The organism is uncultured Psychroserpens sp. (assembly GCF_947492715.1).
GTDB lineage: Bacteria > Bacteroidota > Bacteroidia > Flavobacteriales > Flavobacteriaceae > Psychroserpens.
In genome coordinates this window covers 497,875-523,025 of sequence record NZ_CANLNS010000001.1, presented here as the reverse complement: position 1 = coordinate 523,025, position 25,151 = coordinate 497,875, and the positions used below count along the sequence as shown (strand labels likewise).

15 protein-coding genes and 1 tRNA gene are annotated in these 25,151 nt (G+C 34.5%); 7 read left to right on the top strand and 9 right to left on the bottom strand.

Features of this window, described 5'->3' with window-relative positions; translation table 11 throughout:
- Nucleotides 1-141: 141 nt before the first annotated feature.
- On the bottom strand, nt 142-3,498 hold the full coding sequence (locus tag Q0787_RS02360; protein ID WP_298900608.1) for a M56 family metallopeptidase: 3,357 nt from the start codon (nt 3,496-3,498) through the stop codon (nt 142-144).
- A gap of 2 nt (nt 3,499-3,500) precedes the next feature.
- Nucleotides 3,501-3,866 carry a BlaI/MecI/CopY family transcriptional regulator gene (locus tag Q0787_RS02355; RefSeq protein ID WP_298900607.1) on the bottom strand — a complete coding sequence of 122 codons (366 nt, stop codon included), beginning with the start codon at nt 3,864-3,866 and terminating at the stop codon, nt 3,501-3,503.
- A 126-nt stretch (nt 3,867-3,992) separates the two neighbouring features.
- Here Q0787_RS02355 and Q0787_RS02350 point away from each other — a divergent pair, with 126 nt between their 5' ends.
- Nucleotides 3,993-5,387, top strand: a complete 1,395-nt coding sequence (locus Q0787_RS02350) for a M28 family peptidase (RefSeq protein ID WP_298900606.1) — start codon at nt 3,993-3,995, stop codon at nt 5,385-5,387.
- Between the two features lie 2 nt (nt 5,388-5,389).
- Here Q0787_RS02350 and Q0787_RS02345 read toward each other — a convergent pair whose 3' ends face one another.
- Together Q0787_RS02345 and Q0787_RS02340 are read right to left on the bottom strand one after the other, a co-directional pair.
- Nucleotides 5,390-6,640, bottom strand: coding sequence for a DoxX family protein (locus Q0787_RS02345; protein ID WP_298900605.1), 1,251 nt, complete (start codon nt 6,638-6,640; stop codon nt 5,390-5,392).
- 1 nt (nt 6,641) lies between these two features.
- Nucleotides 6,642-8,030, bottom strand: coding sequence for a dipeptidase (locus Q0787_RS02340; protein WP_298900604.1), 1,389 nt, complete (start codon nt 8,028-8,030; stop codon nt 6,642-6,644).
- A 121-nt stretch (nt 8,031-8,151) separates the two neighbouring features.
- Here Q0787_RS02340 and Q0787_RS02335 point away from each other — a divergent pair.
- Nucleotides 8,152-8,233 (top strand) — tRNA-Leu (locus tag Q0787_RS02335).
- A 60-nt stretch (nt 8,234-8,293) separates the two neighbouring features.
- Here the strand turns inward: Q0787_RS02335 and Q0787_RS02330 are convergent.
- The 5 genes from Q0787_RS02330 to Q0787_RS02310 all read right to left on the bottom strand — a co-directional run bounded on the left by Q0787_RS02330 (nt 8,294) and on the right by Q0787_RS02310 (nt 17,280).
- Nucleotides 8,294-8,476, bottom strand: coding sequence for a DUF4177 domain-containing protein (locus Q0787_RS02330; RefSeq protein ID WP_298900602.1), 183 nt, complete (start codon nt 8,474-8,476; stop codon nt 8,294-8,296).
- Nucleotides 8,477-8,628: 152 nt separating this feature from the next.
- The gene (locus Q0787_RS02325; protein WP_298900601.1) at nt 8,629-11,490 is read right to left on the bottom strand and encodes an alpha-amylase family glycosyl hydrolase; all 2,862 of its coding nucleotides are present in this window, start codon (nt 11,488-11,490) and stop codon (nt 8,629-8,631) included.
- Nucleotides 11,491-11,569: 79 nt separating this feature from the next.
- On the bottom strand, nt 11,570-12,748 hold the full coding sequence (locus tag Q0787_RS02320) for a SusE domain-containing protein (protein ID WP_298900600.1): 1,179 nt from the start codon (nt 12,746-12,748) through the stop codon (nt 11,570-11,572).
- 12 nt (nt 12,749-12,760) lie between these two features.
- Nucleotides 12,761-14,359, bottom strand: coding sequence for a RagB/SusD family nutrient uptake outer membrane protein (locus Q0787_RS02315; protein ID WP_298901512.1), 1,599 nt, complete (start codon nt 14,357-14,359; stop codon nt 12,761-12,763).
- A gap of 32 nt (nt 14,360-14,391) precedes the next feature.
- Entirely contained in the window at nt 14,392-17,280 is a 2,889-nt protein-coding gene (locus Q0787_RS02310) for a SusC/RagA family TonB-linked outer membrane protein (protein ID WP_298900599.1), read from the bottom strand.
- A gap of 316 nt (nt 17,281-17,596) precedes the next feature.
- On the opposite strand from Q0787_RS02310, the gene Q0787_RS02305 reads away from it, so the two are divergent.
- The 5 genes from Q0787_RS02305 (at nt 17,597) to Q0787_RS02285 (ending at nt 25,149) form a co-directional block, all read left to right on the top strand.
- A complete protein-coding gene (locus Q0787_RS02305) occupies nt 17,597-18,649 on the top strand; it encodes a LacI family DNA-binding transcriptional regulator (RefSeq protein WP_298900598.1) in 1,053 nt (350 codons plus the stop codon).
- 130 nt (nt 18,650-18,779) lie between these two features.
- Nucleotides 18,780-20,141 carry an MFS transporter gene (locus Q0787_RS02300; protein ID WP_298900597.1) on the top strand — a complete coding sequence of 454 codons (1,362 nt, stop codon included), beginning with the start codon at nt 18,780-18,782 and terminating at the stop codon, nt 20,139-20,141.
- A complete protein-coding gene (gene pgmB / locus Q0787_RS02295; protein ID WP_298900596.1) occupies nt 20,134-20,829 on the top strand; it encodes a beta-phosphoglucomutase in 696 nt (231 codons plus the stop codon). The genes Q0787_RS02300 and pgmB overlap by 8 nt, the downstream gene beginning before the upstream one ends.
- Nucleotides 20,830-20,842: 13 nt before the next feature.
- Nucleotides 20,843-23,149, top strand: a complete 2,307-nt coding sequence (locus Q0787_RS02290; RefSeq protein ID WP_298900595.1) for a glycoside hydrolase family 65 protein — start codon at nt 20,843-20,845, stop codon at nt 23,147-23,149.
- Between the two features lie 29 nt (nt 23,150-23,178).
- Entirely contained in the window at nt 23,179-25,149 is a 1,971-nt protein-coding gene (locus Q0787_RS02285; protein WP_298900594.1) for a glycoside hydrolase family 13 protein, read from the top strand.
- Nucleotides 25,150-25,151 lie beyond the last annotated feature (2 nt).

Here is a 25,151-nt window from a genome sequence, read left to right as displayed (position 1 = left end):
GAATGAGTTTTCTATTTCTATATTTTGAAAACTAGCTATTCTCTAATGAATTTTTGTGATTCTATTTACCCGAAATCCAAACCGCGTAAAAACACCTATAAGAAAAAAACCCCATTAATGGGGCTTTTAAGGGTGATTTTATCAGTCGATAATAGTAACAACTATTGGTTTGAGCTTTAAACCATTTTTGCTTTTAATATCAAAAAATTGAACAGCACTACCTTTTTGTAGTGGTTTTATATAAGATTTAGACGTTTTATTTAACGTATTTCCAGAAATTGATTCTGTTCGTTTTCCAGGAACTTTAAATTTGAAACTTTTTATTTCAAGTTTTTCCATTGTTAGTTTTAAGTTATTGAATTCGTCTTTTGATAATGAGATTTGCCCATTTACTGGAGTTTTGCCATTAACAAACACAACTAATTCATTTGTAGCGAGCGTCCCAACCAAGGCTCCTTTTTTAGAAAGATATATAGATGGTTGTTTGCTATCGACATTTTTACTTTTAATTTCTAAAAGACCACCTTTTCTTTTAACAAGAGAAATGGCTTTGTTTGATGTTATTTCTTCGCCTTCAAAAAAGAACTTGGCGTTTCTTTTAGACATGGCAATTACAAATACTAACGGCGATTCTAATGTTTGATCTTTTGGAGAAATCTTAACAACATTTGCCTCCATAGATGTGTCAACAATAGCATCTTTATGTTTTCTTATATAACTTAAAGCATCCTTATAGGTTAATTCTTTATTACCGAGATAAAAACGAGCGCCATGCCTATTCATTACCTTGATATGATTAACAATATTCGAAGCTGTTGGTTTTGGAAGGCCTACTTTATTATTAACTATTGGTTGTTGCTCTATTCTTAGAATAGGCTTTTCATCACGTTCATTTATTGTTTGGATATGTTTGTAGTTTCCGTGTTTAACAATTTCTATGGCTTTATCAGAAGTTATGATTTTATCATCAAGATAAAAGGTAGCATCTTTTTTAGCCATGTCAATTATATTATCAAGAGGTGATTTAGGTGGAGGAGGAGGAATATTTAACTCTCCTTTTAAATTAGGTTTGTCATCTTTAAATTCTGCAACAACAATGTCGTTAGTATATACTTTGGTCACATATTGATTTGGAATAACATCAGAAGCATTGACTTGAGATGAACTTAGAATTTTACCTTCTTTTGAAACTTGAAACCCTTGTCTGTTGTAATATTTAGTTTGCCCATCTATGGATACAAAATAATGAGGGATTCCATTGATTTTTTTGAACCCTGTTTTTACAGTTTCATTTAGAGTCTCATCATATTCATTTGCATTAGGCCCATTATTTGTTTTAGATTTTACTGGATACGAAGTTAGTCTTGACAAGTTCTCGTTGCTAGAATCATATTTGCTAAATACGATGGAATAAACAGATTGTAATTCGATCGGACTCATTTTTTTACTATCTGAATTAGAGAAGGACAAAGTTAAACTTCCATTTGAATTTTCTCTAGCCTTAACGGAAGCTCTTGGGAAATTGCTTAGGTATTTATTAATTTTATTAAGAGATACTGGCTTTCCGTCGATTTTATAAATTGATTTTTTGTTCGTTTTTTCAGCGACATGTATGATCATCTTTCTATAATCTAACTCCCTTTTTATAGCCTCACTTTGCTCAGGCAAACCTTTTGGTGTGTTTTGCTGAGTCATATTTACACTTGTAAAATTGTACGATAAAGAATCATTTAATTTATGAGTAAATGAAGATGGTAATGAGGAGCTAGCCATGTTTTTGGGCTTTGAAGGCCGAGGCGGAGGTGGTGGTAACTTTGGAAATGGTTCTGCATTTGCTCTTTGTGTTTTACTCATGAGTTTATAAATGCGTTCTAACCTTTTATAATCCTTAAGTTTTATAAGCCTGTTTTCTATGCTCTTATCATTTAGGAACTTCGCCATTTTATTATATTCAGCTACTTGCTCTGGCGTAGCACCAACCGATAATTTAATTGGCGCAGGCGGTGGCGGTGGCGGTAAAATCTTATGTTTCTTTAACTCTTCGTCAGTAAATGATTTGTAAAGCCTATAGCAACGTTCGTTTAAAAGTACTAATTCGGAGATGTCCTTACGATCACCTTTTAAAAACGTCTCAATGGCCACCTTATACTTTTTTGTTAGTACTCTGTATTCTTTAATTTTAGATTCCTGATAGGTGTTTTTGAATCCTTTTTTGGTATATAAACTAAATTGATGAGGTTGCGGGAATTTTTTGCTTCTTGCATTTTTATGAACGAAGCTACCAGTATAGTGCGCTATGTCATGTACATTGTATGAATTTAGTCTAGCATTTGGAACGTGAACACCATCAATCCAAATGGCGAATTCCTTACTGTTTTTCCACGATTCGAACTGAGTTTTGGTTGGTGTTTTTGCTTTAGTTTTTGATAAATCAACATTAGGAATCTTAGGATATGGTTCGACCGAATTACGTTGCTTTTCAGACATTAAGTTGTAAATAGATACAATTCTTTCGTATTTAGAATAGTCTATGATATGTGTTGTGTTAAACTGAATAATGAAATCATTATATTCTTTCATTTGAGCATCTGTAACACCTTCAGAAATGATACCACTATCGTCAGAAATAGCTCTCACCACTTGTTCTTTGTTAGTGAAACTATACAAGGAAAGGGCCAATAATGGTATAAGTAATAGACTCTTGAACCAAATGGATGTTTTTGATGTTTTTGTTTTCATAACTGTAAATCGTTTTTTAATTGATGAGTAATTGATGGCATTTGCCAAGTGTTGATCTGATGCTTTTGATGAGAAAGCTAGGATGATATTTTGGTATGTTGATGGTTGAACTCCATTGCTTAAAACAGCATGATCTGCTAAAAATTCGTGATTCATTTTTACATCACGCTTTAGAAAATAAATAAGTGGATTAAACCAAAACACAATTTGCAAACATTCAAGAAAGAGGATGTCTATGCTATGTTTTTGTTTTGCATGTGTTTGCTCATGGAGTATAACTTCATTTGGTATTTCTTCATGTTCAAATTTGTATTTGTTCAAGAAGATATAACTGAAGAACGTATGAGGAACCATTAAATTAGTCACAAGAACATTGATGAAGTTTTCAGATTTGTATTTAGGATTGTTTTTAATTCTTGAAAAAATGCTACGCAGGTTAAGACAAAATTTAAGAAAGAAAACAACAACTCCAAGAATATAAATACTCCAAAGAATATATGGGGTATAGTTGATAGTTGGTTCTACAGGTAGCATTTCCAAAGAATCAAAAGAAACTGTAGATTCAAATATTTCTACATTTGAAATCACTGGTTCTATATATTCTGTAATTGTTATCGATGGAATAATTAATGCACAAATTATGATACCTATTAGGTAGATACGTTTAAAAACATGAATGCTTAATTGTTCTAGAAACAACTTATAAAATACCATAAAAATGGCTAGACAGACGCTAAATTTTAAAAGATAAATGAGCATGACTATTTGTTTTTTATTTCATTATCTATTAATGCTTTTAAATCTTCGAGCTCTTCTTTTGTTAAATCGGTCTCCTTTGTGAAAAACGAAGCGAACTGGGATGCACTGTCATTAAAAAATGTTTTAATTAAAGTGTTTACGTGTTTTGAGAAATAATCTTTCTTTTTAACTAAAGGGTAATATTCCCGCGATTTTCCATAAAGCTTATAAGCGACAAAACCTTTACCAATCATTCGTTTTAAAAGAGTGGCAACAGTTGTGGTAGCAGGTTTTGGATCAGGATAGGCTTCTAACAAATCTTTCATAAAAGCGGTCTCTAGTTTCCAGAGATATTGCATAAGTTGTTCTTCTGTTTTGGATAATTGCATTGCTCTACATTTTTAGAATTAACTCTACAAATGTAGAATAAAAATTTGATTTTACAAATGTGTTTTGGTCTTATTTTGTTAAAATCCACTATATTTGGTAAAAAATTAGAAGAAAAAGAGCCCACAATGAAAGCAATTAACACCACCTTAATCTGCCTGTTTTGTTGTTCCATGTTATCTTATGGACAAAACATACAAGACATTATAAATCAGGTTGATATCGCCAGACTAACACAAACACTTAGTGAGTTTACTGGAGAACAAACTACTACTGTTGACGGTAATACAGTAACCATTTTAAATAGACAACAAGCTAACAATGGTCTTGCAGGCGATTATTTGGTAGAACAATTTGAAGCCTTAGATAATATAACCATTACAGATCAATCATTTAATACTAATGGACGCAATATTATTGCTACACAATTGGGAAAAACCAATCCAAATAATATCTATATCGTTTGTGCGCATTATGATACAGTAGATGATTATTGTGCAGATGATAATGCTTCTGGTACTGCTGCGGTACTGGAAATAGCAAGAATTTTATCGAAACAATGCCTTGATAATACAATTGTTTATGCACTCTGGGATGAGGAAGAAATTGGATTACGCGGTTCTGCATTTTATGCTAATCAGGCGGCTGCCAATGGAGATAATATTTTAGGTGTTTTAAACATGGATATGATGGGATATGATGGTGATGACCCTGGACAACCAGGTGATAATCAATTTGATATTGATTATAGAAACATAGCAGGTTCTGAGGCCATGAAAGACGATATCGTTGCGGTTTTGAATACTTATACTTTTGATCTTAGTGTTGTTGAGGTTAATCCAGGGACAACAGCAAGTGATCATGCTAGTTTTTGGTTTGCAGGAACGTTTCCAGATGATGCATTTTCGGCTGTTTTGGTTGGTGAGTCTTGGGAAACAAATGACGAAACACCTTTTTATCACACATCTGGAGATAGACTTGCTACTCTAGACATACCTTATTATCACGAAATGGTGAAATTGGTAACGGGTTATATGGTAACTAAAGCCAATCTTGTTGCTGTAGACAATACCGTAACACAATCAATGACAATGTTAACATCTAATCAGTCATCTGCATCTTATCAATGGTATGACTGTGATACTGATATGCCTATTTCGGGAGAAACTAATCAATCATTTACGCCATCATCAAATGGAAATTATGCCGTTGAAGTGATCTCAGGCGCTTGTACTGAGCGCAGTGAATGTCTTTCTTTTAATACACTTGGATTAGACGCTTTCTCGGAAGATGAAATTAATGTGTTTCCCAACCCAGTAAAATCTAACCTTAATATTGATGCTACTCTTGGAGTTCAAGATTTAAACATTAAGTTATATGATTTGTCAGGGAAACTAGTTTTAAATACAGTGTCTTCGGAAGCGTTAACCACGTTAAATGTTAAAGATCTGCCACAAGGTATTTATTTCTTGAATGTGTCGTCTTCTGATAAAACAGGAACTTATAAAATTGTAAAAGAGTAATTTTATTTATTATAAGGGGTTTCATTTATCCATCTAAACCCTCTAGATTTTAGGTTGAAATCATTTAAGTCTTTTCGCTTTAAAATGATTTTAAGAGTATCTCTTAAAAAGATCCCTTTTAATTTAAGGTCATCAGGATTTGAATGCTCATAGGTGAAGTTAAAGTCGTCATACTCTGAAAGTCCTCTGTATAATTTTATCTGCTGAGATGTGGAGTCTACGACAAAATCATAATGATACTTTTTGTCATTCATGGCTTTAACGGTCACTTTATCCTTATACTCTACAATTATATATTTCCAGCGGTTACGATCTGTAATTAATGGAGCAATGGTATCTCCGTTTTTTATAAAGTGTGATGTTTCCCAAATTCCATATAAAAATGGTTTTTCTCGGTTAGGACCTTGTTTTTGTTCGGCTTCATGTCCATAAATACCTACACCTATGATAATGATGCTAAGGACAATAGTCTTTATCCAAAAGATAGCTTTATGGTAGGTTTTATCCTTAACTGGATGGTAATAATTTAAGACTGTCGTACCTCTATTCTTAAAAAACACATTAACAAAACGTTGGCTATCAGTCATGAAAATAACTGTAGCCATAGCTAATAAATGGGAAGAAAGAAGTTTAACAGGAATGTCAAACATAAAGTTCATCATGGCAACATGGGTCATGACTCCCATAATTATGAATGCACCAAGCGTTTGTGTTCGTCGCGGAATAAGGAGAAGAGCTCCTAATACTTCCATGAATCCCGTAAACATATTAAATCCTTCAGAATATCCCATATAGGTCCATGCCAGTCCCATTGGAGAAAAATTACCTAATGGTTCTAATAACCTAATTAAACTGGGTTGCGGAAACTGAAGCTGAAAAATTTTTACCGACCCATACAGAAACATTGAAAGTATAAGTATGATTCTCAAAAGCGCCAGAAACCAATAGAGCAAAGTATTATAGCTTTTTCGTTTTCTGTCCATAAAAGTCCAGAAAACAACAATGAATACAGTTAATATAGCATTCATAAAAAGCGTGATATACGCGTAAGTATTATCACCACTACCTTCACCATTTACGTGATAATTGTAAGTGATATCGAGTATTGATTTCCCAATATATTTAAAGGGAGTCTCAAAAAAAGAACCCGTAAACCTAAAGAAAAGATAAAGAGAGAAGTAAGTAAAAATAAGCCTGAAGACAAGTTTACTCGAAAGACTCCAATATTCTTTATATTCTTGGGTTAACAGCATTTTACTGACTTAACTCTGTAAAATATTTATAAAATAGAGGAATAGTTTCAATACCCTTAAAATAATTCCAAACACCAAAATGCTCGTTAGGAGAATGAATAGCATCACTGTTTAAACCAAAGCCCATTAATATGGTTTTACTTTTTAGTTCTTGTTCAAATAGAGAAACAATAGGAATGCTTCCGCCACTACGTTGTGGGATAGGCGTTTTTCCGAAAGTATCGTTATAAGCCTTTGAAGCCGCTTGATATCCAATACTGTCAATTGGTGTTACATAGCCTTGTCCGCCATGATGAGGTGTTACCTTTACCTTTACGCCATGAGGTGCAATATTTTCAAAATGAGCTTTAAAGAGATTCGTGATGTTTTCCCAGTCTTGATTTGGTACTAATCGCATGGATATTTTAGCGAAAGCCTGACTGGCAATAACCGTTTTTGCACCTTCTCCAATATAACCTCCCCAAATACCATTTACATCTAAGGTTGGTCTAATAGAGTTGCGTTCATTTGTAGAATATCCCTTTTCACCATAAACAGCATCTATATCTAAGGCCTTTTTATAGGCTTCCAATGAGAAAGGCGCTTTGGCCATTTCTGCTCTTTCTTCTTCTGAAAGTTCTTCTACATTATCATAGAAGCCAGGAATGGTAATATGATTATTTTCATCATGCAAGGAGGCAATCATTTTGGTTAACATATTTATTGGATTGGCAACTGCTCCTCCATATAAACCAGAATGTAAATCTCTATTAGGACCTGTAACTTCAACTTCTACATAACTCAAACCACGTAGTCCAGTTGTAATTGATGGTACATCTTGAGCAATCATTCCTGTATCGGAAATCAAAATGACATCATTTTTTAATTTCTCTTGATTGTTTTTTACAAATTTTGAAAGATTAACACTACCAACTTCTTCCTCACCTTCTATCATGAATTTCACATTACACGGCAACTGGTTTGTTGTCGTCATGAATTCCATAGCTTTAACATGCATATACATTTGGCCTTTGTCATCACAAGCGCCACGAGCAAAAATAGCACCATCGGGATGAATATCTGTTTTTTTGATAACAGGTTCGTAAGGTGGAGAGTGCCATAATTCTAAAGGGTCGGCAGGCTGCACATCGTAGTGACCATATACTAAAACCGTAGGTAAATTTTTATCTATTATTTTTTCACCATATACAATAGGAAACCCTTCAGTTTCACAAATTTCAACATGATCACAACCAGCCTTCTCTAGACTTGTTTTTACGGCTTCTGCTGTTTTTATAACATCATCTGCATAGGCAGAATCTGCACTTACAGATGGGATTTTTAGTAGATCAATTAGTTCATTTAAAAACCGATCTTTGTGTTCTTCAATGTAAGATTGAATATGTTGCATTTGTGTCTGTTTTTTAAATTCATCCAAAAGTACAAAAATGAAGACTATTTTTTCCTAATTAAAGTTATTTGAATATTGAAAGTATTGTTTATATTTGCATCCCAATATTTATTGGAAAGTTGCAGGCGTGGTGGAATTGGTAGACACGCTAGACTTAGGATCTAGTGCCGCGAGGTGTGTGAGTTCGAGTCTCACCGCCTGTACATAGTAAAAAAGCCAACTCATTTGAGTTGGCTTTTTTTATTAAGGTAAAAAACATTACTCTAAACATCAAGTTTTTTCATAACTCCAACAATTTTAATGAACTCGCTGTAACCAGACTTTTCCTTTATAATTTGACAGTTTACCAATTCCCATCCGTTTTTACCTAATCGATTGAGGTAGCTATCAAGTTGAGAGCTATACTGATATGTGCCTTCGATAATCTCATATTTAAATGTTGTCATGTTGTTTGAATTTAATTTAAATAGCTAATAATGAAATACTTATCAATAAATATAGTAAAAATCAGCTACCCTTTTTCTCATTAATGAAATAAAAAAACCTCCAAACTTAATCGGAGGTTTTCTAGTCTAATTCAAATTGCTACTAATCTGTATTAAAGTTTAATAAGTTTAGATGTTAACGTTTCACCATTATTATTTTCAATTTTAACAAGATAAATACTCTGTGTTAAATCTGAAATATCATAGGTATCATTTTCGGTGAAATCACCATTAAATGATTTAACCAATTTTCCAGTGATATCAAATATTTGTAAACGACTTAGCGTTTTATTCGTTTTAAATGATGTATTTACTGGGTTAGGATAAATGCTAAATGTATTGATGTTAAAATCATTTGTACCTAAAGTAACGGGAGGATTGTTTCCAAAAATTCTAAATTGCCCAGGCGCTATGGTTACTGTTGAAGCACTATAGGTCGTTGTCCCGTTAACATCCATTAAATCATACCAAGCTCCAGCCGTAGGGAAACTTGTATTTACGGTCTGAGGGACCACATCGAAATTGGCGAGTATCACCACATTTCTTAAGTTAATGGTTGGAATGGTTGTATCAAAAATGTCTATTCTAGGAGTTAAATTACCAGATGTTATAGTATAATCACCTTCAAAGACAGGTTCATTAATTTTTAGATCGATGAGTCTTGCCCAATCATTATAAATTTGATTTCTATTGGTATTGCTCAACCAGTTTTCTGCCCATTGAGGTTGCGGTTTTGTATCTAGTTTACAGTTAGGATTATTAACACTACCATCTGGACAAGTAAATATAGAATTGTCCATACCTAATGCTCCAAAATGCCAAATCATTTTAGGACCAGGAACAGTTAAACTCATAGCACCCAATGCAGACATCCTAGACAAGGCCGTATTTAAATCTCTAACGTTATGTGACCCTGTAGAGTTATTTCCAAAGGTCAAGTTTTTATACATCAATCGTTCTTCATCATGACTTTCAGGATATCCCATAACACGAGGTCCATTAAATTGCGAACGAGATTTATGACCAATACCAGCGATATTATTATTAGAGTTAAAGCCCATAGTTAATTGATTATATGGGTCGGTCATTTTTCCCCACATCATAACCCCTTTGCCTTCACCTAAGCGATAATTAGCCCATTCTTTTTCTTCATTTTCTTGCCCTAAGTGCTCAAAAATAACATAATGATCAGCGTCTAATGCCCACGAATAATCTGCGTATTCTTTTAACACATCAACACGGTCTTGCTGGTAACTGTTAGTACAACCTTCGCTGTTTTCGCAGTTTTGAGTGAACCCTTTGGTTAAATCCCATCGTAAACCATCAATTTTAAATTCTTCAATCCAATGTTTAACGACGCGTTTCGTATAGTCTCTCGTAAGATCGCTTTGGTGATTAAAATCTGAACCAACATTATAACTGTGTTTAGGAACTTCATTAAAATAAGGGTTTTCACTACTTGGTTCTCCCCAACCATCATCATCTGGATCATCCATCCACATACGAACCATTGGATTTCTTCCGAAGGCGTGATTTAAAGCAACATCTAAAATCACAGCAATTCCTCTTTGATGACATAGATCGATAAATTCTTTGAGTTTGTTTTCTGTACCATAATATTTATCTAAGGCCATATGAAATGAGGTGTTGTATCCCCAACTTTCATTACCTTCAAATTCCATAACTGGCATTAGCTGAATGGCATTGATATTTAAATTATCAAAATAGTCTATTCTGTCTATTAAATCTTGGTAATTTCTGTCGATATCAAAATCTCTAACTAAAACCTCATACACTATTAGATCTTCCTCTTTCGGTTTGTTGAAGTTTGTTATTTGCCAGTTATAAGGTGTTTGGCCAGTTTGTAGTACAGTAACCTCTCGTTCCTGTCCAACAGGATATGTTGGTAGGTTGGGATACGTTGATGCTGGAATAAAAGGATCGTCAAAAGGCGAAAGCACCAAAGTAGAGTATGGATCGGCAGTTTTCACTAAAGCGGGAGAATCTGCGATAGGGTTTGTATCAAAAACCCAATATTGATAGGTTTCAATTTGGCCAGGAGTTAAGCCTGTAAGCTCTAACCAGTACTTTCCAGTTCCTGGATCACGTTTCATAACATGAGCGTTGGTTGGTGTGTAGTTATTAAAGCTACCCGCAACTTGTATGAATTCTTTGCCTGGTGCTGTTAAAACCAGTGTGGCTTTTGTTGCATCTGCTCCATAATTTATACCATCTTCAACATTGGCAGGGAGTGCTTGTTCAACAACTGTAGGAACAACAATAACATCAAACTCAGCCGAACTTGATTCTGAAGAAGATAAAGGAGATCCTTCAATTCTAACTGTGCCACTTGTGGTTATATTATTGATAACTCCTTGGTAGGTTGTGAACCCATTTCCTCCTGTTTGAAATACATTGTTATAGTATAATTCGAAAGCGCCAGGTGTTAAATTTCCTTGAAAGTTTAAACTGCTTCTTACGGTTAAGTTGTCGCCAGAATTTACAACAACTATTGAGCTTGTTGGCTGAATAATATTGATGTTTACAATTCCAACTCTTAAAATAAAGTCGTTACAGCCATTATCTTTTAATTCCTGAGAACCATCTTCATTTCTAAAAACAATACCCAGCTGTGTGGCATTGGCCGCTTGTGTAGCATCTAAGCCATAATATGTTTCGGGTGTTATTGTAATACTGTATGTGCCGTCACCGTTATTTGTCATTTGTCCAACCCCATCATCTTGACCCCAGTTTCCGATAACACTAAAGCCGAAGGCATTTGTATCATCTCCAATACCAGAATGCATATAAACTTTGGTAGGATTGCTAAAACCGTTACAGTCGCTATCTGTACTATTAATATCAACTGTGATTGTTATTTCTTGATTGACTTCAAAAGCTCCTGGGTTTAGGGTTATTTGAGCATTAATAGTCAATGAGAATAACACTAAAAATGCACATGTAATTTTTTTCATAGCAAATGATTTTTTTAAAAAAAGGCCATGTTATAACGACACAGCCTTTTTTAATTAACACCTATCTAAGATAGATATATTATTCTAAAGTTATAGTCTTAAGATTAGTATCTATAGTTAATAGATATGTCCCTGTGGTTCCAATAAAAGCAAAGTTAGAATCACCGTCCATAGCATTAACCAAGTTAGAATCAATTGTATATCCATCGTCTTCGTAGAATGGATAGTTACGACCAGATCCCCAATCTGTATTCACAGTAAAGAATCTAAAGTTGTTATTGTCTGCAGTATTTTGCAATGCTACATTACCAGAGTATACGCCATCACTTGAGCATAAAAGTTGAACAGGAGTGTCCCAAGACCAGCCTGCGTCAACTAAACCAGCACCAACACCGTATAATACATCAAATTCACATGTTCCAGTTGCCTGAGGAGCACCTAAAGTAATAGTTTTAGCATTAGTATCAACTTCTAGGTAATATAAACCTGTAGTTCCAATAAATCCGAAATTAGAATCACCATCCATAGCGTTTTCAAAGTCCGAGTCAATTGTATATCCATCATCTTCGTAGAATGGATAGTTACGACCAGATCCCCAATCTGTATTTACAGTAAAGAATCTAAAATTGTTATTATCCATTGTACTCTGGAAAGCAACATTTCCGCCGTAAACACCATTTTCAACACATGGTAATACTACAGGAGTATCCCAAGACCAACCAGCATCTACAACACCAGCTCCTACAAGATATAATTGTTCAAATTCGCAAACTGCAGCCGCTGCTTCTCCTTCTGGAAGTACCATTGTTAAAGATTGTACTGCTGAGAATGTTTCTAAACCACCTGTACCAGCAAATGCTCTTAATCTAAAAGCCACTTGCCCTGTGTTTGGAGCTTCTGTGTCTGGATCATTATCAAGACCAGCCTGAGCTGCATATCCTAACATATCACCAACAGTAATTCCAATTTCGTTTGATGTAGTAGATCCAACCGCAGAAGCATCTGTAAAATCACCTGTAATTGATCTCTGTAATTCGTATGTAAAATTTGTTGGTACACCTGCATCTGCAGATTCCCAAGTAAAACGTTCTGCTAAGTTACCTGCTGTAGCTGGTGTTAATACATATTCTGCTTGAAATGTATTTGAGAACGCAAGTTCAGATTCTTCTGCAATGAAGACAACATCATCTTCAGTTTCACAAGAGTTAAAGCCTAGTAAGGCAATAAATAATAAGGTTAAAAATTTAATATTTTTCATTTTAGTTATGTTTTAGTATCCTTCGTTTTGTTGTAAATTAGTGTTAACTCCTAAGTCTGATGCAGGAAGAGGCATAATATCTCTAAAGGCTTCTGTTGTAACGCCTTGTTGTACATTACCTTTCCATTGCCAGATACCTTGATCAGAGAATTGTCCGAAACGGATTAAGTCTGTTCTTCTATGTGCTTCCCAGAATAACTCGCGAGATCTTTCGTCAAGAATAAAGTCTAACGATAGGTCTCCTTCTGAAATATTACCACTAGTATCTCCGTAAGCTCTTTCTCTTAATTGGTTAATATAACCTGTTGCAGTAGACATACTACCACCTCCACCTCTTAGAGCTGCTTCGGCATACATTAAGTAGGCATCTGCTAATCTAAACATTGGAAAATCAGTGTCTGGGTGATCACCAGTTGAATCTGAACCAGCAACACCGTTTACATCTACATTTCTGAATTTTTCTACGGCAAAACCATTATTGAAAGGAGAGGTATCTAAAATGTCTTTTTCTTGACCATCTGTATAGAATAAAGCTCTACCATCGGCAGAATTTTCTTCTCCTGGAAACTGCTCTACAAAAGTAGGCGTTGTTCTAATACCGAACCATCCACCATTAATTCCGAAATCTGCAGGATTCATAGATCCGCCAACAGGAGCATGCACTAAGAACGTCATTCCACCAAACGATTGTGTGTTCAATCCATCAAAAGTAATAGGGAATATAACTTCTTCTTGAGCTCCATTTGTATTATTATCGGCTAAAAACAACTGATAGTATTCATTACCAGGAATTGAATAACCAGCTCCAATGATGTTGTTTGTATACGTGATTACATCTGTATATCTTGGTGTTCCTGTGTATACTTCTGAGTTAAGATATATTTTAGCTAAAAGCATCCAAACTGCAGCTTGATCGGCACGACCATATTCGTTTTGTCTAGCACCTACAATAGCACCTTCAATGTCTAGTAGTTCCGATTCGATATAATCAAATAAATCTGCACGTTGAATTTGTTCTGGCAAGAACGCACCAATAGGATCTTGTTCTGTAACAAAAGGTACGTTAGCAAATAAGTCCATGGCATGCCAATAACTTAATGCTCTCATAAAACGAGCTTCCGCTCTAAACTCTTGGATGTCTGCTCTTAGTTCGGCATCAACACCTCTAGCATCTAATTTATCATTAGTAGTTTGACGTAAAAACTCGTTAGTCAAGGCTACCTGATAAAAAATTCTGCTATACATAGTTCTGATAAATTCGTTACCAGAAGTCCAAGTTTGAGCATGTAAATCTTTAATTGTTCCGTCATTCCAACCAATAATGGCTTCATCAGTTGTAAGCTCTTGCATTTTCCAATAGAGTCTTAAGTAATTGGAAAAACCTTCATCCAAACCAGCTAAGTCGGGATTTCCGGCAGGTCCATCCTGTCCACTCAATGAAATTCCAGCATACAATTTCGCTAAAAATTGTTTGTAAGCTTCTGGATTTTCGAAAGCGGCATCTCCAGTAAGACGACCATCTTCTGGTTGTAAGTCTAAGTCACTTTCACAAGATTGCATAAAGAGTACAATTGTAAAAGCTGCAAAGACAAATTTTAATGTTCTCATCATAGCTTTGATATATTTATTAGTGTTCATCTTTCTTAAAATGTTAAATTAAGTCCTAATACATATTGTTGTGGTCTTGGATAAAAATTATTATCGATACCATTACCAATTTCAGGATCAAGCCCATCATACTCTGTAATTGTCAACACGTTTGTTGCAGTGAATGAAGCTCTTAGTTTTATCTTTTCAAAAGGAATTAAATATCCAATTGATATGTTGTCTAATTTTACGAAATCTGCTCTCTGGATATATAGATCAGAGAATAAGTTTTGGTTTTGGAAGTTGGTGTCCAATACACTTATATGAGCATTAGGGTAGTAATTACCTGGTGCATTTGTAACCGTTGATGTATTACCTCTATCTGAAGCAACATTATTGTACATGTAGTTTCCAAAACTTCCTCTAAATGTAAAGCTGAAATCAAAGTTTTTATAACTCATATTACTTGTAAAACCAGCATAGGCATCTGGAGTTGCCTTTTTGTATGCTTGTCTATCAGATTCTGTAATTTGATTGTCACCATTCACATCTACATAAGCGCCTTCAATTGGGTTCCCTTGGTTGTCGTATACTTGTCTAAATACGAAGAACGTTGTAGGATCAAAACCAGGTCTCCATAACTGAATGTTGTTACCAACACCACCTGAGATACCTCCTTGAGGAATAAAGAAATCTGGGTCTCCACTAAGGTTAAGATTTGTAATTTCATAATCTTGGAAGGTGATATTGAAACCTAAATCCCAGTTAAAGTTATCAGATTGTGCAACTTTACCGTTTAAACTAAATTCAATACCTCTACTGGTTGTATTACCAACATTAGTAAGTAACAAATCTGAAAGGTTAGAACCTGCGGCTGTAGGGATGGTTGCTAATAAATCTTCAGTTTCTTTGTAATAAGCATCAACAGTACCTGTTAATCTATCGTCAAAGAATCCAAAGTCTAAAGCGACATTATATTGTGTTGTTTCTTCCCATTTCAAGTTTTCGTCAAATTCTTCTGGACGTAAGGTCGCTAAGAATTCATCTCCAATTTGAACAGCAGCATCACCGGTTCCAGGAGTATAGAGTCCTAAAAATGCGTAGTTAAGACCAATTTCTTGCTGACCCGTAACTCCCCAACCAGCTCTAAGTTTTAAGTTTGAAAAGAAGGAATTTTCCATAAAATCTTCGTTAGAAATTTTCCATCCTACCGAAGCTCCTGGGAAACTACTCCAACGGTTATCTTCGCTAAACCTTGAAGAACCATCTCGTCTATAACTTAATGATAATAAGTATTTATCCGAAACATCAAAACTTGCTCTTGCAAAATATGATTCTAAAGAATTTCTATTGATACTTTCCATGCGCTCTACAAATATTCCAGTGTTTCCAGTATCTCTACCTCCAGATCGTCTGTAAAATTCTTGGTAAGCATGTCCAACGGTTAAATCTAAGTTTGTATCTATTGATTCTACATCTTTTTTGTAGTTGAAATAGAAATCTAATGCTGTATTTCTATCTAAACCATTATAGAGGTTCCTAAACGGAAAGGCATTTGGATTTGTTGGACTTGCAGCGCTAAATTGTCGACCATCATTTTCAGAATAATCAAGACCAGCGTTTAAGTTAAATCTTAAACCTTCTAAAAACCAGAGTTTGTAATCTACATTGAAATTAGAAATGAATCTTTTATTCTGTGATCTGTTATCATTATTCTCTAATAAAAATAATGGGTTAGTAGGCGCAAGTGTTTCACCAAAGTATTGAAAGAAACTTCCGTCAGGATTGTAAACAGGTTGCGTAGGATCAAATGCAATTGCAGAACCTATCGCACCACCATCCGCAAAATCATATTCATCAATAACACCTTTAGCGGTTAAGGTTAATTTTAAATCGTTATCTAAGAAACGCTTAACGAATGAGGTGTTAAGTGCATTACGTTCATATAAGCCTCCAGTTAATACACCTTCTTGAGAAGCGTGATTAAAGTTAACTCTGAAATTGAACGTTTCATATCCTTTAGATACAGTTAAATTATGAATGGCTCCAACAGCAGTGGAATAGATTTCATCTTGCCAATTAGTGTTAGAGTTTCCAATGAGGTTAGGGTCAAATCCGTTAGCGGTTTGAGCAATTGCCGTAAATTGATCTGCATTTAGTACATCTACAAAATCGCTAACATCTTGAATGGATGCTTTAAGATCATATTCAAATGTTAGTGGACTATTAGTTCTTCCTTTTTTGGTCGTAATTAAAATCACACCATTTGAAGCTCTAGATCCATAAATAGCCGTTGCTGATGCATCTTTTAAGATAACAAAATCTTCAATATCGTTAGGGTTGATGGCATTTAATTGCCCTCTAACACCTTGAACACCTCTTTGGTCTAAAGGAAGACCATCTACAACAATTAAGGGCGCATTTGTCGCAGAAAGAGAAGCTCCTCCACGAATTCTAATATCAGCACCTTCACCAGGAGCTCCACTATTAGAAGTGACTCTTACACCCGCAGATTTACCTGCAAGTAATTGTTCTGGTGCAACGATTGCTCCTTTGTTAAATTCTTCATCACCTACTTTTTCTACAGCTCCAGTAGCATCTTGCTTCGTTGTAGAACCATAACCAATAAGCACGACTTCATCTAATTGACCTGCGTCTTGAACTAAGGTTGCATTAAGTGGTGATTGTCCTGTATAAGTGATTTCTTTTGTCGTGTATCCCAAGTATGAAAATACTAAGATATCTCCTTGACTGACTGTTATTGAATAATTTCCATCAAAATCAGTCGATGCTCCAGTGGTTGTTCCTTTAACAAGAATGTTAACCCCTGGAAGCGGTAATGCGTTAGCTTCATCCGTTACTGTACCTGTTACCTTGGTTTGGCCAAAGCCAATTATAGGTAGTATAAAAAACAGTACTAATAAGCTATTTAAAAATGTCTTCATAAAATATTTTTAAAGTTAGTTGCTTTAGTTAATTGATTTATATTTTCACTTCTAGGGTTAAATCTATGTAAAATTTGGGTGTTTTTTTTGTTACGCCTTTGTTTTTGGGGTACGCAAACGTTTTCGTGTTGAAAACTTTTCAGATTTTAACAGTAACTAACTTAAAATGGCTAAAAATTATTGAATTTGTAATAAAATAATATCTTTATTGTCAACTTCGGAATTTAAAATAGACAATTTTAATAAGAAACACAAATATTTGTTTAATTTTAAAACTAATTTATTAAACAAAATAGATTAGTTGTAAACAGCTCTAATGAAACGAAAAATAACCCTAAAACAAATAGCAAAAGAATTGGATGTATCTATTTCAACGGTTTCAAAAGCACTAAGAAATAGTATAGAAATAAGCGAAGATACACGACAAAAAGTTCAGGCATTTGCTAAACTCTATAATTATAGACCCAATAATATTGCGTTAAGTTTAAAGAATAGAAAAACAAAAACGATTGGCATTATTATTCCTGAAATTGTCCATTATTTTTTCTCAACCGTAATTACAGGAATTGAGTTGGTTGCCAACAAGAGAGGTTATAACGTTATTGTTGGATTGTCTAATGAATCTTTTGATAAGGAAGTGATTAATATGCAAATGCTCGCCAATGGAAGCATAGATGGTTTTATCTTATCTATTGCCAAAGAAACATTGCAACAACAAGATTATCATCATTTCACTGAAACTATAAACCAAGGAATGCCTATTGTCATGTTTGATCGTGTTGTAAATGAAATTCCCTGCGACAAGGTTATTGTAGATGATATAAAAGGCGCCAAGAAGGCTGTTGAGAAATTGGTGTCTGGCGGTTGTAAAAACATTGCGATTATTACTACTAAAGATTATGTTAGTGTTGGTAAGTTAAGAACGCAAGGATATCTTGAAGCCTTAGAGGATTATAAAATGGAGGCGAAAGCATCTCTAATTTTAAAAATTGAAGATAAATTATTGTCTAATCATCATTTAGATGAATTGGAGTCAGAAATAGAGCAATTATTTAAATCCAACAAATCTATAGATGGCATTTTTGCAGTCAACGAGCTTTATGCCGTTACCGCAATTAAAGTAGCAAGAAAACTGGGTTTGGAAATTCCAAAATCGCTTCAAGTTGTTAGTTTTACTGATGGTGTGCTCTCAAAACATTCAACACCAAGTTTGACAACTGTGAGTCAGCACGGACAAGAAATTGGCGAGAAAGCAGCCGATTTGTTGATTAATAGATTAGAGATCGAAGAGGAAGATGAAGAGGCCGAAGAGATCTACGAAACTGTCGTTATTGAGACGAATCTTATTGAAAGAGAATCGACCAAATGAGAGATTTATCATGGATTAAATAAAAACTTTATTATATTTACACCCTAATCAAAACTTATATTTTCACTTCTACATTTAAGTTTTGATAAGTTTTATCGCTTGTCAATAGTATTAATTTAAACATACTATTATGAAAAAGCGCACGCTAGGTTTCTGGGAAATCTGGAACATGAGTTTCGGTTTCTTAGGGATACAAATGGGTTTTGCCCTCCAAAATGCCAACGCAAGTAGAATTTTACAAATTTTTGGAGCTGATGTTCATGAGTTATCATGGTTTTGGCTAATAGCACCTTTTATGGGGCTTATTGTTCAACCAATAATTGGTCATTACAGCGACAACACTTGGACGAAATTTGGACGTAGAAAACCATTTTTTCTCCTTGGTGCTGTATTAGCTTCAATTGGAATGATATTAATTCCTCAAGCAGATTTTATGATTGCCATTCTTCCAGCACTATGGGTTGGAGCAGGAATGCTGATGATTATGGATGCTTCTTTTAATATAGCCATGGAGCCTTTTCGTGCTTTAGTAGCAGATAATTTATCTGATGAGCAAACGACAAAGGGGTTTAGTATACAAACAGCTTTGATTGGTATAGGAGCAGTTATAGGGTCTTGGCTCCCTTGGATGTTGGCTAATTGGTTTGGAGTTCCTGAAATATCAGATGAAGGTACTGTGCCAGCTAATTTGTTGTGGTCATTTGTTATTGGAGCAATAGTATTAGTTGTGTCTATTTTAATTACCATTTTTACTACAAAAGAATATTCGCCAGAAGAATTAGCTCAGTTTGAAGCGGCTAAAAATCCAGAAGCAATTGATGACAATAGGAAAGAACGAAAGGCTAAGCTCGTTGATATTTTTGAGGATTTTAGAAAAATGCCTGAAACTATGAGACAATTGAGTTGGGTGCAGTTTTTTTCTTGGTTCGCTTTATTTGGGATGTGGGTTTTTGCTGTACCAGCAATAGCTCAGCATATTTATGGTTTGCCTCCTGAAGACTCAAGCAGTGAAACGTATCAACAAGCAGGAAATTGGGTTGGTATTTTATTTGGAATCTACAATGGTATTTCAGCAATATTTGCATTTCTTTTACCTGTTATCGCTAAGAAAATTAGCAGAAAAAAAACACATGCATACTCATTATTTGTAGGTGGTTTAGGGTTGATATTAATTTATTTTATGCCTAACGAGAATTGGTTGATTTTACCAATGGTATGCATTGGTATTGCATGGGCTAGTATTCTATCTATGCCTTATGCTATGCTGGCAGGATCTATTTCAGCAAAAAAGATGGGTGTTTACATGGGTATTTTCAATTTTTTCATTGTGGTTCCACAAATTATAAATGGAATAATTGGAGGGCCACTTGTAAAGTATGCTTATGATAATCAAGCAATTTTTGCATTAATGGTTAGTGGAATAAGTTTTATTCTAGCTGGATTACTATCCTTTAAAATAAAAGATAAAAAAGACATTGTAACAAATGCATAAAAAAGGATTCATATTTGACCTCGATGGGGTTATCGTTGATACCGCAAAGTATCACTTCTTAGCTTGGAAACAATTAGCCAATAGTATTGGTATTGATTTTTCCGAAGCACAAAATGAACAACTTAAAGGTGTAAGCCGAGTACGTTCATTAGAAAAAATATTAGAATGGGGAAATACATCCCTTTCAGAAGATGAATTCATGAGACTCATGGGTTTAAAAAATGATAATTATTTGAATTATATCAATGGTATGGATGAGTCTGAAATCTTACCAGATGTGACAAAAATATTAAATACGCTTATTGAAAAGGAGCAAGGCATTGCTTTAGGTTCGGCAAGTAAAAATGCCAGATCGATATTAACCAAGGTAAATCTGCTTGAAAAATTTCAATCTATTGTTGATGGAAATGATGTGTCTAAGGCAAAACCAGATCCCGAGGTATTTTTAATAGGAGCACAATTATTACAAATTAAACCAGAAGATTGTATTGTGTTTGAAGATTCTGTTGCAGGCATTCAAGCGGCAAATGCTGCTCATATGATTGCCATAGGAATTGGAGAAAATGATGTGCTTCATGAGGCAGATTTTGTATTTAAAAATTTTACCGAAATATCGATAACGTTTATTGAGGATATCATTTCAGGTAAGATTAAAAAAGAACCAAAAAATTTATCAATTGACAACTGATTTATAAACTAAAATGAATAATAATTATATACAACCAGATAACTGGTCAATTATAGAAGAAGGTTTTGATACCGAGCGCGTAAAATCTTCTGAGAGCTTAATGAGTTTAGGGAATGGAGCCATGGGACAACGTGCTAATTTTGAAGAGCACTACTCTGGCGCTACATTTCAAGGGAGTTATGTTGCAGGTGTTTACTATCCTGATAAAACGAGAGTAGGCTGGTGGAAAAATGGGTATCCAGAATACTTTGCAAAAGTATTGAATGCCCCAAACTGGATTGGTATTAATGTAACCATTAATGGTGAGATTTTAGATTTGGCCAATTGCAATAAAATTGATGATTTCCGTAGAGAGCTTAATATGAAAGAAGGATGGTTGTCGCGGAGCTTTAGAGCAACACTGCAAAATTTTGTTGAAATAAAAGTTGAAACCAAACGGTTTTTGAGCTTAGATATTGATGAGGTAGGAGCGATTGAGTATCATGTAACTCCTTTAAATAATGACGCTCAAATTGATTTTTCTCCCTATCTAGATAACGGAATTACTAATGAAGACTCTAATTGGGATGATACATTTTGGGATGTATTAAGCGTGAACCATGACAATGAGCAGGCGTTTATTGTATCTAAAACAATGAAAACACATTTTTATGTGTGTACTGCAATGAAAACACAAGTGGCATTGAATGGTAATGTGCTAAAACAAAATAAAACCATTAGCGATACCATTGATAGAATAGAGTTTACCTACCAAAATCAAGTTACGAAAGGAGATACCATAACACTTACAAAATTTGGAGGTTATACTACCGATAGAAATCATGATAAAAATGAGCTAATTTCAATAGCTAAAAACACGCTTAATAAAGTTTCTGAAATGGGATTTGATGCTCTCCTAGAACAACAAAAATTAGCTTGGGCTAAAATTTGGGATATGGCAGATATTACCATTGAAGGCGATGTAGCAGCACAACAGGGTATTAGATTTAATATCTTTCAATTAAATCAAACTTATCTTGGAAAAGATGCTCGATTAAATATTGGTCCTAAAGGTTTTACCGGAGAAAAATATGGTGGAAGTACCTATTGGGATACCGAGGCCTATTGCATTCCTTTTTACATGGCAACCAAAGATCAAAATGTTGCCAAAAGTTTATTAGAATATCGTTACAATCATTTAGGAAAAGCAGTTGAGAATGCCGAAAAATTAGGCTTTGTTAATGGTGCTGCTTTGTATCCAATGGTAACCATGAATGGCGAAGAATGTCACAATGAGTGGGAAATTACGTTCGAGGAAATTCATAGAAATGGAGCAATTGCCTTTGCAATTTATAATTATCATCGTTTTACAGACGACTATAGTTACATTCCTCAAAAAGGGTTGGAAGTTTTGATAGGTATAGCCAGATTTTGGCACCAGCGCGCAACTTTTTCTGAGGCAAAACAAAGCCATGTTATTCTAGGTGTTACTGGTCCAAATGAATATGAAAATAATGTCAATAATAACTGGTACACAAATTATATCGCAAAATGGTGTATAGATTATGCTATTGAAAACATTGATAAAATTGAAGCCGATTATAATTCTGATTTTACCAGAATTATGAATAAAACTAAGCTGTCTAAAGCCGAAATATCTCAATGGGGAAAAGTAGCAAGTAACATGTACTTTCCGTTTTCCGAAGATAAAAACGTCTATCTGCAGCAAGATGGATTCTTAGATAAAGAATTAATTACGGTCGCCGATTTAGATCGCTCACAACGTCCTATTAATCAGAAATGGTCTTGGGATAGAATTTTACGTTCACCATACATCAAACAAGCTGATATTTTGCAAGGATTCTACTTTTTTGAAGATCATTTTTCGATAGAAGAGTTAGAACGTCATTTTGATTTTTATGAACCTTTTACAGTACATGAAAGTTCATTGTCACCATGTGTGCACAGTATTCAAGCAGCAAAATTAGGTCGTATGGAACAAGCATATGAATTTTATTTACGAACTTCAAGATTGGATTTAGACGACTATAATAAAGAAGTAGAAGAAGGACTTCATATTACATCTATGGCAGGAACGTGGATGAGTATTGTTGAAGGTTTTGGCGGGATGCGTATTGTAGATAACACCTTGTCTTTCGAACCTAAAATACCTGAACAATGGGATGCGTATTCTTTTAAAGTGAACTTTAGAAACCAGATTATAAAAGTCAATGTTTGTAAAGGTCATACCTACTTTGAACTTGAAGGTTATAATGACTTAAATATTCTTGTTAATGGTGAATTGGTAACGATAAGTCCAAATAATATGGTTACTGTGTAAACAAAACGTAACACTTAAACTTTTTAATTATGAAAAAACACATCTATTTATTTTTCTTAGGTATCATTGTTTTAAGTGTGTCTTGTAAAGATTCAACCAAATCAAATAGTGTTGAAAGCGGTACCAAATCAGAGCTTATTAATCAAAATGATATTGATCGGATCGAGCCACCAAACTGGTGGGTAGGTTTTGAGAATGAGCAACTTCAATTATTGGTGAAACATGACAATATTGGAGGATATACACCTAGCATTTCTTATGAAGGTGTGACGATTGAAAAAGTAACTAAAGGAGATATTAGTAACAATTATTTGTTTATTGATTTGCTCATTTCAGAAGATACTAAAGCAGGAACCTTTAATATTAGATTTAACGACGATAAAGGCAATGAGCTTATACACACATATCAACTGAAAACACGTTTAAAACCTGCCGAAGATTTTATTGGTTTTGATAGCAGTGACGCTATTTATCTCATAACACCAGACCGTTTTGCTAATGCGAACCCAAATAATGATACACCAATAGCCAAGGAAGGGCAAGTTGCTTTGTTAGAAAATACCATTGATAGAAGTGATAGTTATGCACGTCATGGAGGTGATATTGAAGGTATAATAACGAACTTAGACTATATTTCAGATTTGGGCTTTACCGCTATTTGGCCACAGCCAATGTTAATCAATGATATGAAAGAAGGCTCATACCATGGTTATGCCATTACAGATTTGTACAAAATAGACCCTAGATTTGGAACCTTAGATGACTATCAAGAGCTATCTAAAAAGCTCAAAGATAAAGGCATGAAACTTATTATGGATCAAATTGCCAATCATTGCGGATTAGAACATTGGTGGATGAAAGACTTACCATTTAAGGATTGGATAAATCTTCAAGAAAATTACGAAAAAAACAAAGATAATTGGGATTGGAGAACAACAACACATTCTAATCATAGACGCACATCTAATCAAGATATCTATGCGGCTCAGCATGACAAAGATGGAAATTCTAAAGGATGGTTTGTGTCGGCAATGCCAGATTTAAATCAGCGTAATCCATTTATGGCAAAGTATATCATTCAAAATAGTATTTGGTGGATAGAAACGGCTCAATTAGATGGTATTCGCCAAGATACATATCCGTATCCCGATAAGGACTTTATGAGTGATTGGGCTGGAGCCATTATGACCGAGTACCCAAATTTTAATATTGTTGGAGAAGAGTGGAGTTATAACCCGTTACTTATTGGTTATTGGCAAGAAGGTGCGAATAACAGAGATGGCTATGATTCTAATTTAAAATCTACAATGGATTTTGCTATGCAAGCCAAAGTTGTTGAAGCCTTAAATGAGGATGAATCTTGGGATAAAGGTTTGGTGAAAATCTATGAAGGCTTAGCAAACGATTTTCATTATGCCAATCCAAAGAGTATCATGATATTCCCAGGAAACCATGATATGAGTCGTATTTTTACACAACTGAAAGGTGATGTTAACAATACAAAAATGGCTGTTGCAACCTATGCCATGATGCCTAGAATTTTACAAATGTATTACGGTACCGAAATTCTTATGGATGATTTTGAGAAGCCAGGAGATCATGGATTAATACGAACAGATTATCCTGGAGGATGGCAAGGTGATTCTGTGAATGCGTTCACAGGAGAAGGCTTGTCTTCACAGCAAAAAGACATGCAGGCCTTCGTTAAAAACCTACTGCATTATAGAAAAAACAGCAAGGCTATTCACGATGGAAAAACAGTTCATTTTTCACCATTTATGGGCACGTACTTTTTATTTCGAACTTTAGGAGATGAAACGGTTGTCTTGATTATCAACAAAAATGAAGAGCCTATAACTATAGATTTAAAGCGTTATGCTGAAATAGGGCTTCAAGGGAAAACACTAAAAAATATCATATCTGGAGATACTTTTGTTTGGGGAGATAATATCGAATTAAGATCCAAGGGTCCACTTTTATTAACTACTAAATTAAAATAGAT

Coding starts and splice junctions, on each gene's coding strand:
- Q0787_RS02310 (WP_298900599.1), bottom strand. CDS start 17,280: ATGAAGACATTTTTAAATAGCTTATTAGTACTGTTTTTTATACTACCT.
- Q0787_RS02305 (WP_298900598.1), top strand. CDS start 17,597: ATGAAACGAAAAATAACCCTAAAACAAATAGCAAAAGAATTGGATGTA.
- Q0787_RS02340 (WP_298900604.1), bottom strand. CDS start 8,030: ATGCAACATATTCAATCTTACATTGAAGAACACAAAGATCGGTTTTTA.
- Q0787_RS02330 (WP_298900602.1), bottom strand. CDS start 8,476: ATGACAACATTTAAATATGAGATTATCGAAGGCACATATCAGTATAGC.
- Q0787_RS02315 (WP_298901512.1), bottom strand. CDS start 14,359: ATGATGAGAACATTAAAATTTGTCTTTGCAGCTTTTACAATTGTACTC.
- Q0787_RS02300 (WP_298900597.1), top strand. CDS start 18,780: ATGAAAAAGCGCACGCTAGGTTTCTGGGAAATCTGGAACATGAGTTTC.
- pgmB (WP_298900596.1), top strand. CDS start 20,134: ATGCATAAAAAAGGATTCATATTTGACCTCGATGGGGTTATCGTTGAT.
- Q0787_RS02360 (WP_298900608.1), bottom strand. CDS start 3,498: ATGCTCATTTATCTTTTAAAATTTAGCGTCTGTCTAGCCATTTTTATG.
- Q0787_RS02345 (WP_298900605.1), bottom strand. CDS start 6,640: ATGCTGTTAACCCAAGAATATAAAGAATATTGGAGTCTTTCGAGTAAA.
- Q0787_RS02355 (WP_298900607.1), bottom strand. CDS start 3,866: ATGCAATTATCCAAAACAGAAGAACAACTTATGCAATATCTCTGGAAA.
- Q0787_RS02290 (WP_298900595.1), top strand. CDS start 20,843: ATGAATAATAATTATATACAACCAGATAACTGGTCAATTATAGAAGAA.
- Q0787_RS02325 (WP_298900601.1), bottom strand. CDS start 11,490: ATGAAAAAAATTACATGTGCATTTTTAGTGTTATTCTCATTGACTATT.
- Q0787_RS02320 (WP_298900600.1), bottom strand. CDS start 12,748: ATGAAAAATATTAAATTTTTAACCTTATTATTTATTGCCTTACTAGGC.
- Q0787_RS02285 (WP_298900594.1), top strand. CDS start 23,179: ATGAAAAAACACATCTATTTATTTTTCTTAGGTATCATTGTTTTAAGT.
- Q0787_RS02350 (WP_298900606.1), top strand. CDS start 3,993: ATGAAAGCAATTAACACCACCTTAATCTGCCTGTTTTGTTGTTCCATG.